The 13858-nt window shown below is 72.4% G+C and carries 10 protein-coding genes and 1 pseudogene; 5 read left to right on the top strand and 6 right to left on the bottom strand.

Annotated features, from left to right (window positions below; genetic code table 11):
• Positions 1-96: 96 nt before the first annotated feature.
• Positions 97-1419 carry an ABC transporter substrate-binding protein gene (locus tag AB0P17_RS34955; protein ID WP_365817517.1) on the bottom strand — a complete coding sequence of 441 codons (1323 nt, stop codon included), beginning with the start codon at positions 1417-1419 and terminating at the stop codon, positions 97-99.
• A 77-nt stretch (positions 1420-1496) separates the two neighbouring features.
• On the bottom strand, positions 1497-2567 hold the full coding sequence (locus tag AB0P17_RS34950) for a substrate-binding domain-containing protein (protein ID WP_365817515.1): 1071 nt from the start codon (positions 2565-2567) through the stop codon (positions 1497-1499).
• Positions 2568-2670: 103 nt separating this feature from the next.
• Here AB0P17_RS34950 and AB0P17_RS34945 point away from each other — a divergent pair, with 103 nt between their 5' ends.
• The gene (locus AB0P17_RS34945) at positions 2671-4860 is read left to right on the top strand and encodes a glycoside hydrolase family 36 protein (RefSeq protein WP_365817513.1); all 2190 of its coding nucleotides are present in this window, start codon (positions 2671-2673) and stop codon (positions 4858-4860) included.
• A gap of 255 nt (positions 4861-5115) precedes the next feature.
• A pseudogene (locus tag AB0P17_RS34940) lies at positions 5116-6327 on the top strand (glycoside hydrolase family 43 protein); the annotation flags it as partial.
• A gap of 201 nt (positions 6328-6528) precedes the next feature.
• Here the strand turns inward: AB0P17_RS34940 and AB0P17_RS34935 are convergent.
• From AB0P17_RS34935 to AB0P17_RS34920, 4 genes are all read right to left on the bottom strand, one after another.
• Positions 6529-7422, bottom strand: coding sequence for a serine protease (locus AB0P17_RS34935; protein ID WP_365817511.1), 894 nt, complete (start codon positions 7420-7422; stop codon positions 6529-6531).
• A 179-nt stretch (positions 7423-7601) separates the two neighbouring features.
• A complete protein-coding gene (locus AB0P17_RS34930; RefSeq protein WP_365817509.1) occupies positions 7602-7859 on the bottom strand; it encodes a hypothetical protein in 258 nt (85 codons plus the stop codon).
• A gap of 73 nt (positions 7860-7932) precedes the next feature.
• On the bottom strand, positions 7933-8571 hold the full coding sequence (locus AB0P17_RS34925) for a histidine phosphatase family protein (RefSeq protein ID WP_365817507.1): 639 nt from the start codon (positions 8569-8571) through the stop codon (positions 7933-7935).
• The gene (locus AB0P17_RS34920) at positions 8568-10112 is read right to left on the bottom strand and encodes an FGGY family carbohydrate kinase (RefSeq protein ID WP_365817505.1); all 1545 of its coding nucleotides are present in this window, start codon (positions 10110-10112) and stop codon (positions 8568-8570) included. The genes AB0P17_RS34925 and AB0P17_RS34920 overlap by 4 nt, the downstream gene beginning before the upstream one ends.
• Positions 10113-10434: 322 nt before the next feature.
• Between AB0P17_RS34920 and AB0P17_RS34915 the strand changes: the two genes are divergently transcribed.
• The 3 genes from AB0P17_RS34915 to AB0P17_RS34905 form a co-directional block, all read left to right on the top strand.
• A complete protein-coding gene (locus tag AB0P17_RS34915; protein WP_365817503.1) occupies positions 10435-11229 on the top strand; it encodes a DeoR/GlpR family DNA-binding transcription regulator in 795 nt (264 codons plus the stop codon).
• 39 nt (positions 11230-11268) lie between these two features.
• Positions 11269-12285, top strand: coding sequence for a 2-hydroxyacid dehydrogenase (locus tag AB0P17_RS34910; protein WP_365817501.1), 1017 nt, complete (start codon positions 11269-11271; stop codon positions 12283-12285).
• 56 nt (positions 12286-12341) lie between these two features.
• On the top strand, positions 12342-13858 hold a 1517-nt coding region (locus AB0P17_RS34905), incomplete at its 3' end, for an FGGY-family carbohydrate kinase (RefSeq protein WP_365817499.1).

Below are 13858 nucleotides of genomic sequence, written 5' to 3'. Positions count from 1 at the left end.
GACATCCCTCGTTCTGAAGTGTTCCGTTACCGAAGTGTTCAGTGCTGGGGCTGTGATGAGGCGCAGGCCTGGACAGGTGCGAGATAAGCCGATCCCTCAGAACCCTGGTGTGCCTTGAGCCTTGGCCACCTGGGCGAACTGGTCCTGGATAGCCTGGGCCACCTGCGCCGGGGTCTTCTTGCCGTAGATCATGTCGGCGAGGTAGAGATGGGTGTCCGGGGCGACGACGGCCTTGGCCTGGAACACACCGTTGGCGGTGGGCAGCGCCTTGAGCTGGGCCAGCGAGGTCCCGGGCAGCCCGTCGGGGCTGGGTACGCCGGGCTGGACGGACGGGATCTTCATCGCCTTGATGTACTGCGCGTAGTCCGTGCCGAGCCAGAAGGCCAGGAACTGGCGGGCGGCGTTCTGCCGCTTCTCGTCGCCGGTCCTGAAGGCGACGACCCCGTTCGTCTGGTCGGGCGAGTACATGCCGGTGGCGTCCGAGTTGGAGACCGGGAACCAGCCGATCCTGCGGTCGATCTCCGCGGTGCTGTGCTTCGCCTGCAACTGTGTCTGGAAGGACGTGACGTTGAGGACCATGCCCGCCTCGCCGTTCCACAGCGCGTCGGCGGAGCCGGTGAAGGTGCCGGTGCGGTAGTTCTTCTGCGCGAGTCCGGCGCCGAGGAGTTGGTCCTTGTAGGTCGTGATGGCCTTCACGACGACCGGGTCGGTCCACTTCTCCTTGTTGGAGTTGAGCCCGGCCCACCACTGCCGGTCGAGGTCGGTGAGCTGTACCTGCATCTGCCACTGCATGGGCCATTTGTCGCCGCCGGACTCGTAGAACGCGGCGGCGTCGGTCCGGTCCTTGACCGTGTGCCCGAGCTTCAGCAGCTCCGCGTAGTTCCGGGGGAACCGGTCCTCGGTGATGCCCGCCTTCCGGAAGACGTCCTTGTTGTAGTAGACACCGAGCATGGCGGGGCTGGTGACGATCGCGGCGTACCGCTTGCCGTCGACGACGCCGAGGGAGCGCTCCGTGTCGCCGAGCTTGTCGACCCAGGGTTCGCCGTCGAGTGTGAGGAGGTTCTGCCGGGGCTGCACGAAGGGCAGTGTGGAGATGGACGGCTGCCAGAACATCAGGTCCGGCTTGTCGCCCGAGGCGAGCTTGGTCGGTACGTTCTGCTCGTACAGGTCCGGAATGGCCTGGGTGTCGACGGTGGCGCCGGTGGCCTGCTCGAAGGCGTCGATGACCTGCCGGGGCGCGTTGACGGTGTTCTGCGCCGTCCACATCGTCAGTTTCACACCGTCGAGCCGGGCCGTGGGGTCGACCCGGGCTCCGGAGTCCGCGCCGCTCCCGCCGTCCCCCGCCGTGGGGTCGCTGCACGCGGTGGCGGTGAGGGCGGTCACGCATATCAGGACGAGGGCTGGGAGAACTCTCTTCATCGGGGGCTCTGCCTCACTGCGTAGAGGGACATGGGGAGGGCGCGCTCTGGCGGTGGGTCCTGGCGTGGTGTGCGGTGTCACGGCTCCCGGGTGGTGGCGGGCGGCGGGCCGGAGCTCTCCCGTACCACCAGCTCCGGTACGGACAGGGGGCGCGGCGCCACCGGCGCCGACTCCTCGACGACGCCGTGCAGCAGCCCGAAGGCGGCCCGCCCCAGGCCGGTGAAGTCCAGTCGTACGGAGGTGAGCGACGGGGTGAGATAGGCGGAGCCGGGCGCGTCGTCGAAGCCGGCCACGCTCACCTCGCCGGGGACCGCCCGGCCCGCCTCGTGCAGTGCCCGGATCACACCGAGCGCGAGATCGTCGTTGCCGCAGAGGATCGCGGTGACATCCGGGTCGGCGGCCAGCTTCCGCCCGGCGGCGTACCCGTCGGCAGGTCCCCAGCCGCCCTGGATCCACCGCGGCTGGGCCGCCCCCGCCTCGCGCAGCGCGGCCCGCCACCCCGCCGTCCGGGGGGCGGTGCGGCGGGTGCTGGAGGGGATCGCGACGTAGTGCACGGTCCGGTGGCCGAGCGCCAGCAGATGGCGGGTGGCCTCGTGGGCCGCCCGCCGGTCGTCGGTCCAGACCCAGGGCAGTTCGTCGGCGGGCGGGCGCGCGGGGGTCTCGACCACCCCGACGACCGGGAGCCCGGCGGGGACGGCGTTCAGGGCCGCGACCCCGGCCGGATCGTAGGCGATCACGATCAGCCCGCCGCCGGTGTCGGCGGCGCGCTGGACGTCGGCCCGTACGGCGCCCTCCTCGGCCGATTCCAGCACACCGATCCCCATGGCGTAGGAGGCGCCGCGGGCCGCCTCCTCGATGCCCTGGAGGATCGCCGCGTAGCCGTGGTGCGTGGTGTTCGCGGTGAGCACGGTGACGGACCGGGAGCGGCCGCTGGCCAGCGCGAGTGCGGTGGCGCTGCGCCGGAACCCGAGTTCGTCGATGGTGGCGAGGACCCGTTCGCGGGTGGACCGCTTGACGCTCGGGTGGCCGTTGATCACACGGGAGACGGTCTGGTACGAGACGTCGGCCGCGGCGGCGACGTCCCGGATGCTCGGGCCCGCCTTCGCGCCCGGCTTGGCCGTCTTCCTTGTGTGACCGGTCACATTCATGCCAGGATTGTGACCGGTCACACACGGCTCGTCAAGAGACCGTAACGAAGGATTCACGCACCGGACGCACACCGCCGGCACCGGCGGTTCGGGAGGGGACACGTTGACCGGTCAGTCGGCGAACAGCACGCGGGAGACGTTCACTTGGGGGCATGCGGCGCTCCGGGCGGAGTTCGCCACCGCCCCCGACGGCACGCTGAGATTGACCGGACTGGCCCGCCCGGACGGGACCGGCGGCGCCGTCACGGGCGAGCGTTCGGCCCCCTCCGCGGCGGCCCCCGCGGGCGGGCTCCGCGACAGCTCGGCGGCGCTGCCGCTCGTCGAGGTGACGGCGCTGGGCCACGGAAGCGGATGGTCGGGGCAGCGCTTCCTCGACGGTGCGCTCGGCTCCCGGCTGCGGCACCGCGCGCACCACTCGATACGCGAGGGTGACTGGCACCGGCTCACGGTCGAACTGCACGATCCGCTCAGCGGGTTGACCGCCGAGGTACGGTTCTCGTCGCCCGACGGGGTGGCCGTGCTGCGGAGCGAGGTCCGGCTCGTCAACGAGGGGATGGAGCCGCTCGTCGTGCAGTCGGTCAGCAGCCTGCTCGTGGGCGGGCTGCCCTCCCCCGATGTCCTCGACGTGCACCGCGCGCGCAACGACTGGCTCGCGGAGTGCCGTTGGTACCGCGTCCCGCTGCGTGAGACGGTCGCCGGGCTCAACCACGAGGCCCACGAGCACGACAGCCGTGCCGCGCTCACCCTCGTGGGACGCGGAAGCTGGCCCAGCGACGGCCACCTCCCGATGGGCGGGCTGACCGACCGCGCCACGGGGCACGGGCTGCTCTGGCAGATCGAGTCGGCCGCGGGGTGGCGCTGGGACACCGGCGAGCGGGCGGGCGCCGCCTATCTCGCGCTGAACGGGCCCACCGACGCCGAGCACCAGTGGCGCGAACGGCTCGCGCCCGGCGGGGAGTTCACCACGGTCGCCGCCGCGGTCGCGGTGGGCGCGGACTTCGAGGACGCGCTCGGCCACCTCACCGCGTACCGCCGGGCCGTCCGCCGCCCGCACCCGGACCACACCACGCTGCCGGTGGTCTTCAACGACTACATGAACACCCTGATGGGCGACCCGACGACCGAGCGTCTGCTGCCGCTCGTCGACGCCGCCGCGGCGGCGGGCGCGGAGTACTTCTGCATCGACTCCGGCTGGTACGACGACCAGGCGAAGGGCTGGTGGGACAGTGTCGGCGAGTGGCTGCCCTCGGAGCGCCGCTTCCCGGACGGCGGTATCCAGGCCGTGCTGGACCACATCCGCTCGCGCGGGATGGTCCCGGGGCTCTGGCTGGAACCGGAGGTGGTGGGGGTCCGCAGCCCGGTCGCCAAGAGCCTGCCGCCCGAGGCGTTCTTCCGGCGCGACGGCGTCCGGATCACCGAACACGGCCGTCACCAGCTCGATCTGCGCCATCCGGCGGCCCGTGCCCATCTCGACGCGACGATCGACCGGATCGTCGGCGACTGGGGCGTCGGCTATCTCAAGCTGGACTACAACATCAGTGTGGCGCCCGGCACCCAGGGCGAGGGGGACACCTCGCCGGGCGGCGGGCTGCTCGGCCACACCCGCGCCTACCTGGAGTGGCTCGGTGCGGCGCTGGACCGCCATCCGGGCCTGGTCGTCGAGAACTGCGCGTCCGGCGGGATGCGCATGGACGGCGCCTCGCTGGCCGTCACCCAGCTCCAGTCCACCAGTGATCAGCAGGACCCGCTGTACTACCCGCCGATCGCGGCCTCGGCGCCCACGGCCGTGCCGCCGGAGCAGGGCGCGGTCTGGGCCTATCCGCAGCCGGGGTTCACCCCGGAGGAGATCTCGTTCACCCTCGGCAGCGCGCTGCTGGGACGGATCCACCTCTCCGGCCATCTGGACCACATGACGGAGCCCCAACTCGCCCTGGTGCGGGAGGCGGTGGCCACGTACAAGTCACTGCGGGGCGATCTGGCCACCGCGGTGCCGTTCTGGCCGCTGGGGCTGCCGCGGTGGACCGATGCCTGGGTCGCGCTGGGGCTGCGGCCCGGCGGGGCGCCGGCCGCGTCCCCCGGGACGACCTATCTGTCGCTCTGGCGCCGGGACGAGGAGGCCACGCGCACCCTGTCCCTACCGCATCTCGCGGGCATCGAGGCGCGCGTGGAGATCCTGCACCCCCTGGCCTCCTCCGGGCGGGCGCGCTGGCGGGCGGAGCGCGCGGAGCTGACCGTCGAACTCCCGGCCGCCCCGGCCTGCCTGCTCGTCGCCCTCACCCCGGCGCCCCACTGACACCGGCCGGGGTAGTGGGACGGCCGATCCGTGCACGCCCATTGACGCTGTGTCGCACAAGTGACAACACTTCGAGGCGGCCCGTTCCAACAGGAACGCGCAATACCTCACAGACCATCCTGTCCGGGGAGGACCTCCATGCGCCCCCGCACCGCACGCAGAGGCTTCGTTCCGCTCTTCGCCCTGCTGCTCGGACTGCTCGCCGTCCCCGGAGGACCCGCGTACGCGGAGTCCCCGGGCGACAGCGACAGGGCCGCCACCCGACTCGCCGCCGAGCAGCTCACCGTGGCCGGTCTGGACGACGTACGCGGCCATCTCACCCTGCCGGACACCGGCACCGGCACCACCTCCGTGAGCTGGAAGTCCGACAAGCCGGCGGTGATCGACGCGACCGGTCTGGTCCACCGCCCCCGGCACGGCTCCGGCGCGCGGTCCGTACGGCTCACCGCGACCGTCACCCGCGGCAAGGCCCGCACCACCCGGGCGTTCCCCGCAACCGTCCGCGAACTGCCCGCGAAGCAGAAGTACACGGGGTACGCGTTCAGTTACTTCACCGGCGAGGGCACCGCGGACGGCGAGCAGATCCGCACGGCGCTCAGCCGGGGCAACGACCCGCTCCACTGGCGGGAGTTGAACGGCGGCAGGCCGGTACTCTCCTCCGAGCTGGGCACGAAGGGGCTGCGCGACCCGTTCGTCATCCGCTCCCCCGAGGGCGACAGGTTCTACCAGATCGCCACCGACCTCAGGATGTACGGCAACGGGAACTGGGACCAGGTCCAGCGCACCGGCAGCAAGTCCATCATGGTGTGGGAATCCACCGACCTGGTGAACTGGACCGACCAGCGGCTGGTGAAGGTCGCCCCGGACACCGCGGGCAACACGTGGGCCCCCGAGGCGTACTACGACGACACGCTCAACGCGTACGTCGTCTTCTGGGCCTCGAAGATCTACGCGGCCGACGATCCGCAGCACACCGGCTCGACGTACAACAAGATGATGTACGCGACCACCCGTGACTTCCGTACCTTCAGCGAGGCGAAGGTGTGGAACGACCCGGGTTACTCGGTCATCGACTCGACCGTGATCCGGCACGACGGCAGCTACTACCGCTTCACGAAGGACGAGCGGGACGGCTCCTCGTCCACCCCGTGCGCCAAGTTCATCACCGCCGAGAAGTCCGACGAACTGCGCTCCACCTCCTACGACTTCGTCGCCGACTGCATCGGCCGGGGCTCGGTCTCCCGGGGCGAGGGGCCGACGGTCTTCAAGTCCAACACCGAGGAGAAGTGGTACCTGTTCATCGACGAGTTCGGGGACCGCGGCTACATCCCCTTCGAGACCACCGACCTCGACTCCGGCAACTGGACCGTGTCGGAGAACTATGAACTCCCGGCCAGCCCGCGCCACGGCACCGTCCTGCCGGTGACCCAGGAGGAGTACGACCGACTGCTCGGCGCGTACGCCCCCGAGGCGTCGCCGATGACGCGCGCGGCCGACGGGAGGATCGATCCGGCGGCCCCGACCCTGGAGTCGATCCGCCCCCTCAAATAGCCGATCGGACAAGGGAGTTCGGGTGCTGCGACCAGTCCGGCGCCCGCATGACGGGCGGCTGCCGTCCTGAGGACCGGACGGCAGCCGTTCCGTACGGTGCCCGGGTGCCGGACGGGGTTACGGCTTGGGCAGGGTGCAGCCCGCCGCGTTCAGGTCGATCCGGCTGCCGGTGGTGACACAGGCCACGATCCCGTAGGTCTCCTGTGCGTAGTTGATGCCCTGGCGAACGGTGACGGTGCCGTTCGCGTCGACCTCGCACGGGTTGTTGAGCGTGCAGCGCGCGCCGTCCTCGTTGCCGGTGTTGTTGACGGCGACGACCTTTCCGGTGGCGTCGTCGATCACGGGCGAGCCCGAGGTGCCGCCGATGGTGTTGCAGGCGGAGGTGTAGCGGACCGAGTCCTTCCAGGTCCAGCTCGCCTCCTTCAGCTGATAGGCGAAGCCGTCGATGTTGCAGCTGTAGATGCGCTTCCAGTAGCCGGAGACGACCTTGATCGCGGTGCCCTGGACGGGGCGTGCGGCGTTGAGTTCCAGCGCCGTGATGCCGTACGCGCTCTGGATCTGGGCGTAGGTGCTGGTGAGCTGGTACAGCGAGATGTCGGTGTCGGTCATCGTCCCGTACGCGATCTTGCTGGCCCGCAGGGTCGCCACGCCGGTGCCGGCCGAGTTGAGCAGGGTGAACGTGCGGGTGGACGCCCGGTCGACGATCACCTGTCCGGCGGCGGGGAAGCCGGTCTCCAGGCAGTGCCCGTTGGAGAGGACGAGTGCGGGGTCGGTCGGCTGGGACTGGGGCGTGCGGACGACGGATCCTGAACAGTTGCTGAGCGCGACCGTTCCGGCGAAGTCGACCGCCGCGAGCCGGGCCTGGGGTGCCGGGGCGGCGACATCCGTCGCCGCGTCGGTCCGTACCGCCTTCGTGGGCGCGCCCGCGTCATGGCTTGTGGCCATCGCGGGTGCCGTGCCGGCTCCGAGGAGCAGGACGGCGAGCAGCGCGCCGAGGAGAGGCTTTCTCATGTGGGATCCCCTCTGTGACCGAAGTTCCTTCGGTGTTTTTTGACATGGGCATTGTTGACGCAAGAGGGCCAACAGGCAACCACGCCTGGGGAGTTCGGGATCCCTGGAGCCGGACACCTAGCGCGGGGCGGGACCGTGCCTGTCGGCACCGCCCCGCCCCGCGCACTCGCTGGTCGGAATCAGTTGATCAGTTCATTGCCTGCCTGGACGGCGTCCGTTCCGGCCTGGACTGCCTTCTTCACGGCGCCGACCTTCTTGCCCAACTTGTTCCCGGTGACACCCTCGACGACCGGCTTGGCCTCCTGGCCGACGGCGACGGCGGTCTTCGCCGTACTGGTCAGCGTCGATCCCAGGTCGAGGGCCTGAGCGGAGGGGGCGACGGCGGCGAGAAGCGCGGAACCGGCGGCGGCTGCGGTGAGAATCCGTTGCACGTTCATGATCGATACAACGAGCGCGGGCTCCGGAGGGCACGTACCCGGACCCGATGGGATGACAACCCGCGACCCGCCGTCACCCTGCCTTGCCTGTGGGCACGTTGTACGACATGAGCGCGGGCGCGCCCGCGCTCACCCGTACTTCGGTGATCGCGCAGTTGCGCAGTCCCGGCAGGACCCTGCGGTACTCGCTCTCCGGGATCCCGAGCAGCCGGCACAGCACCAGCCGGAAGAGCGTGTTGTGCGCGACGACCAGCACCCGCCCGCCGGGCCGCGCCTCCGCGAGGCGCAGCAGCGCGGAGGCGCCCCGGCCCGCGGCGGCCTTCGGATCCTCGCCTCCCGGCAGCGGATGGGCTGCCGGATCACTGAGGAAGGCGGCGGTCTCGCGCGGGTGGGAGGCGTGGAGTTCGGCGATCGTGCGCCCCTCGGCCACCCCGAAGTCGATCTCGGTCAGCTCCGGTTCGACGACGGGCGTCAGGCCGGTCGCCCGTGCGGCCGGCTCCGCGGTGCGCCGGGCGCGGGTGAGGGGGGAGGTGACGATCGCGTCGAGCCGCGCGCCGCCCGCCCACGCGCCGAGTTCCCCGGCCTGTTCGACACCGCGCGGGGTCAGTTCGATGTCGCTGACCCCGGTGTAGCGGTTCTCCGCGTGCCAGACGGTCTCGCCGTGGCGCGCGAGGAAGAGGGTCGTCGGAGTGCGAGGGGGTGCGGGGTTCATCCGTGCTCCCGTGCGTAGGCGGCGGTCGGTGCGGGCAGCCAGCCGCGCTGTTCCAGCGCGTCGACGAGGGCGGTGAAGGGTTCCCGGAAGCGGGCGCCGACCCGGGGGCGCGGTTCCAGGACCGTACGGACGCGGACCATCCCGCGCAGGTCGGAGAGGGGGGCGTCGGGGCCCGCCCGGCCGGAGTCGGTGGCGGCGCGCCGCACCCCGTGGGCGGCGAGGACCGCCATGCCGAGGGCCGAGTCGGTGTGGGCGGGGACGGTGGCCCTGCGGCCGAGGACGTCCGCGCGGAGCTGGTTCCAGTAGGCACTGCGGGTGGCGCCGCCGGTGAAGGTGACCGCCCGGTCGACGGGGGCGCCGAGCAGGCCGAGGTAGGCCAGGCAGAGCCGTTCGGTGAGGGCGACGCCCTGGAGCAGCGCGGCGTAGTGGTCGGCGTCGTCGCGGGGTGTGCCGAGCACGAAGGGTTCGGCGTCGGCGGCGAGGAAGGGGAAGCGCTCGCCGCGCGAGACCAGGGGATACGCGACGGCGCCCGCCGGTTCGCGGTGGGCGGCGAGGCGGTCGAGGTGGGCGAGGTCCGCGCCGGGGAACGCCCGGGTCAGGGCGCCCGCGCCGACGCTGGAGGCGCCGCCGGGGAGCCAGTGGCCGTCCGGGGAGAGGTGGCTGTAGAGCACCCCGGCGGGGTCGTGGAGCGGGGCCGCGGTGACGCCCTTGAGGACGAGGGTCGTACCGAGGACGGTGTTCCACTGGCCGATGTCCCAGGCGCCGGAGCCGAGTTGGGCGGCGCAGCCGTCGGTCATGCCGGCGACGACCGGGGTGGAGACGGCGAGCCCCGTCGCGTCGGCCGCCGCGGCGCACACCGTGCCGAGCGGGGTGCCGGGGAGCACCACGGGCGGGAAGTCCAGCTCGGCGAGGCCGAGTCGGTCGTGGACGGCGACGGGCCAGGACCGGGTGGTCAGGTCGTAGCCGGTCTTCAGCGCGTGGCTGGTGTCGGTCGGTACGGGGTGTCCGACGAGCCGGGCGGTGACGAAGTCGGTCTGGTGGCAGACGCGGGCGCCCCGGAGCGCGCCCGCGCCCGCGGCACGGGGACCGCCCGCCTCGGCGGCTCCGGGGCCGGTGAGCCAGAGGAGTTTGGCGAGGGCCCAGCTCGGCTGGATGCGGTGCCCCATGGAGCGCCAGACGTCGGCGCCGGCCTCCTGGGCGCGGGCGGCCTCGGCCCCGGCGCGCCCGTCGTCGTACATGAGCGCGGGGGTGAGCGGCTCCCCGTCGGGGCCGGTCAGCAGGACCGTACCGGACGTGCCGCAGACGGAGAGGCCCCGCACCCGTGAGGCGGCGACGGTACGGAGCGTGCCGCGCAGCGCGGTGCGGACGCCCGACCACCAGTCGGCCGGGAGCTGTTCATGGCGGTTCCGGTCGCGGTGCCCGGTGAGGGGCGCGGAGCCGCGGCCGAGCACCTGGCCGTCGTCGGTGACGGCGAGGGCGCGCACGCTCTGGGTGCCGAGGTCGACTCCGATCCACACGTCCTGGTGGCGTGGGTCCGTCACAAGCTCCCGCCTTCCCGTCGTTCCCGGTTCCCGATTGCCGGTTCCTGGTTCCCGTTGTTGGCCGGTGATGCCCGCCGGTCCGGCGACGCGTGACCCCACGGCGCTTTTCACACCCGTCGTCCCCGGCCGCGGTCCCCCGTCCCGGCGGCCGCGAACGAGCCGGATCCGTCGTGTCCTGCCTGGTGAGGAACGCGTCGCCCCGTCGGTCGACGGGTTGACCGGGCCGCCGTCCGTGGTGAACACTGCCGACGGTACATCAACAAACAATGTTATATCCTCAGAACTTGATGTTACTGAGGTGTCGCTGGAACAGGACCGAGGAATGTCACAGGACAAGAGCCGGCGGGGCCCCCTCCAGCGCCGCCGCGAGATTTCCGACCATGTGCTGACCGAGGGTTCGGTGTCGGCGTCGGATCTGGCGGAGCGGTTCGGCGTGAGCGTGATGACGATCTACCGCGACATCGACGAGCTGGAACGCGAGGGCGTGCTGCGCAAGTTCCGCGGCGGGGTCACCGTCCAGCCCTCCGGCGTGTTCGAGAGCAATGTGGCGTTCCGCAAGAAGACCATGCGGCGCGAGAAGGAAGCGATCGCGGCCCGGGCCGCGACCCTGATCGAGCCCGGTATGTCGGTGCTGCTGGACGACTCGACGACCGCGCTGGAGCTGGCCCGGCTGCTCCCCCGCGTCGAGCCGCTGACCGTCGTGACCAACTTCCTGGAGGTCCTGAACCTCCTCGCCGACGAGCGCGGCCTCCATCTCATGGCGCTGGGCGGCGACTACGACCCGCTGCACGACTCGTTCCTCGGGGTCCCCTGTGTGGAGGCCGTGGAGGCGCTCCGCGTCGACCTGTGTTTCGTCTCCACCTCGTCGGTCTACGGCGACTACGCCTTCCACCAGGAACAGCGCATCGTCGCCGTCAAGCGCGCGATGCTCAAGGCCGCCGGGCGCAGCGTCCTGATGATCGACCACTCCAAACTCGGCCGCACCGCGCTGCACCGGCTGACCCCGCTCACCACCTTCGATCTGATACTGATCGACGACCGCACCCCGCCCGAGGTGCTGCGCTCGCTCGACGAGCGCGGCGTCCCCTACGAGATCGCCGAGACCGCCGCCGCCTGACCTGCCGTCAGCCGAGTCCACGCCAAGGAGACCGCGCCGATGAGAATCCTCGCCGCGGGCGACCACTTCGTCGCCCCCGACCTCTTCACCCGGGAACTGGAGGCCGAGATCGGTCGTGGTCATACGATCGGGGAACTGCTGCTGGAGTGGCCGCTGACGCCGTTCGGCCCGGTCGGTGAGGTCGAGGAGGCGTCGGGGGACGAGGAGACCGTCCTCGCCGCGCTGGAGGGGGCGCGGGTCTGTGTGACGCAGATGGCCCCGGTGACACGCAAGGTCCTCGAAGGCTCCCCCGAGCTGCGGCTGGTGGTGGTCGGCCGGGGCGGTCCCGTCAACGTCAATCTGGAGGCGGCGAAGGAGCGGGGGGTCCAGGTCTGCAACACCCCGGGGCGCAACGCCGCCGCCACCGCCGAGTACACGGTGGGGCTGCTCCTGGCCGCGATGCGCCGGATCCCGGAGACGTCGGCCGCGCTCGCCCGGGGCCGCTGGGCGGGCGAGTTCTACACGTACGGCAACTGCGGCCCCGGCCTGGACGGCGCGACGGTCGGACTGATCGGCTGCGGCGCCGTCGGCAGCCGGGTGGCGCGCGCGCTGACCGCGTTCGGCGCGCGGGTCCTGCTGTACGACCCGTACGCGGACCAGGACGCGCTGCGCGCGGCGGGTACGCCGGTCGCGGACCTGGACGAGTTGCTGCGCCGCTCCGACGTGGTGTCGCTGCACGCGCGGCTGACGCCGGAGACCCGCGGTCTGCTCGGCGCCCGTGAACTCGCGCTGCTCCCGGAGGGCGCGGTTGTGGTCAACTGCGCGCGGGGCGCGCTGCTGGACGAGGCGGCGCTGTGCGACGCGCTGGAGTCGGGGCGGCTCGGGGCGGCGGGCCTCGACGTGTTCGCCGTGGAGCCGCCCCCCGCGGACTCGCGGCTGCGGACCGCTCCCCGGCTGGTGATGACGCCTCATCTGGCGGGCGCGAACACGGCCGTGGCGCACAACGCGGCGCGTATCGCGGCGGCCGAGGTGGGCCGGTTCCTGCGGGGTGAGCCGCTCGCCCACCGCGTCGCCTGAAGATCCACGGGTTCCGCAACACAGCACATCGAATCGAATCGACAAGAGGAGACACGGTGTTCGTCGGAGTGGACATGGGTACCTCGGTCGCCAAGGCCGTCGCCTTCGCGGACGACGGCGCGGCCCTGGGAGTGGAGTCGGTCCCGATCTCGCTGGGCGGGCGGGGCGACAAGGTGGAACAGGACATCGAGGAAGTGGTGCGCGCCGCCACCGAGGTCGTCGGCGCGGTGACGGCGGGCCGCACGCCGCCCGCCCTCGTCGCCCTCACCGGCCAGGGCGACGGCCTGTGGCTGGCCGACGACCGGGGCCGCGCGGTGCGCCCGGCGCTCTCCTGGATGGACGGCCGCGCGGGCTCCCTCGTCAAGGAGTGGATGGACGACGGTACGGCGGAGCGGATGTACCGGCGGACGGGGAACGTCCTGTTCCCGGGCTCCCCCGGGCCGCTGCTGGCCTGGCTGGACCGGCACGAGCCGCACTCCCTGGACGCCGCGACGACCGCGGCGAGCTGCAAGGACATCATCCATCTGCGTCTGACGGGCGAGCGCTCCACCGATCTCTCCGACGCGTCCGTCCCCTTCCTCGACCCGCGCACCCGCGCCTACTCCCCCGAGGCGCTCGCGGCCCTGGGCATCGGCCACCGCGCGGGGCTGCTGCCGCCCATCGCGGCGCCCCTGCCGTACGGGGAGGCCCGCGGCGGCGTCCCGGGGCTGCCGGACGGGACACCGGTTACCTCGGGACCGTACGACCTGCCCGCGTGCGCGATCGGCGCGGGCGTGACGGAGCCGGGCGACGGGCTGCTCATCGTGGGGACCACGCTGGCGTGCCAGGTCGTCGTCGAGCGGGTCGCGTTCGACGAGGAACCGGTGGGCTTCCATCTGGCGCTGGCCAGGCCGGACCGCCATATGCGGGCCCTGCCGGCGATGACCGGCACGGTCGCGCTCGACTGGGTGCTGGGGGTCACCGGCACGGCGCACGAGCAGGTCTCCGGTCTGCTGGACGCGACCCCGCGCGGCGCCCGGGGGGTGACCGCGCTGCCGTACCTCTCCCCCTCGGGCGAGCGCGCGCCGTTCGTGGACCACACCGCGCGCGCCGAATTCACCGGCCTCGATCTGCGGGCCTCCCGCGCCGACCTGGTGCGGGGCATGTGCGAGGCGATCGCCTTCGCGGCGCGGCACTGTCTGGAGGCGGCCGGCCTCACCGGCGAACTGGCCGTGTGCGGCGGCGGTACGCGCAGCCAGGCCTGGTTGCGGCTGTTCGCCGATGTCATCGGACGGCCGCTGCGGGTGGCGCGCGGCCCGGAGCCGGGCGCGCGCGGCGCCGTGCTGGCCGCCGTCGCCGCCCGGGGCGAGCAGCTGGGCCAGGAGCTGGACGTCGCCGCCTGGACGGCGCCGGAGACGGTGGTGGACCCGGACCCGGCGGGCGTGGCGTTCTACGACGAGGCGTACGCGGACTACCTGTTCCGGGTGGAGAGCGCGCGGGCGCCGCCGCACGGGGCCGCCGTACATCGGCGACCGGCACCACGCCCTCCGCGAGCCGCGGCAGCCACCGGTACGCGACGGCCAGCGTCCCGGCG

It is taken from the genome of Streptomyces sp. NPDC088124 (assembly GCF_040685895.1).
Classification (GTDB): Bacteria; Actinomycetota; Actinomycetes; order Streptomycetales; family Streptomycetaceae; genus Streptomyces.
Note: the sequence above shows the minus strand (reverse complement) of the source record. Positions and strands in the feature narration are given on the sequence as shown.

Coding starts and splice junctions, on each gene's coding strand:
- AB0P17_RS34955 (WP_365817517.1), bottom strand. CDS start 1,419: ATGAAGAGAGTTCTCCCAGCCCTCGTCCTGATATGCGTGACCGCCCTC.
- AB0P17_RS34950 (WP_365817515.1), bottom strand. CDS start 2,567: ATGAATGTGACCGGTCACACAAGGAAGACGGCCAAGCCGGGCGCGAAG.
- AB0P17_RS34935 (WP_365817511.1), bottom strand. CDS start 7,422: ATGAGAAAGCCTCTCCTCGGCGCGCTGCTCGCCGTCCTGCTCCTCGGA.
- AB0P17_RS34930 (WP_365817509.1), bottom strand. CDS start 7,859: ATGAACGTGCAACGGATTCTCACCGCAGCCGCCGCCGGTTCCGCGCTT.
- AB0P17_RS34925 (WP_365817507.1), bottom strand. CDS start 8,571: ATGAACCCCGCACCCCCTCGCACTCCGACGACCCTCTTCCTCGCGCGC.
- AB0P17_RS34915 (WP_365817503.1), top strand. CDS start 10,435: ATGTCACAGGACAAGAGCCGGCGGGGCCCCCTCCAGCGCCGCCGCGAG.
- AB0P17_RS34910 (WP_365817501.1), top strand. CDS start 11,269: ATGAGAATCCTCGCCGCGGGCGACCACTTCGTCGCCCCCGACCTCTTC.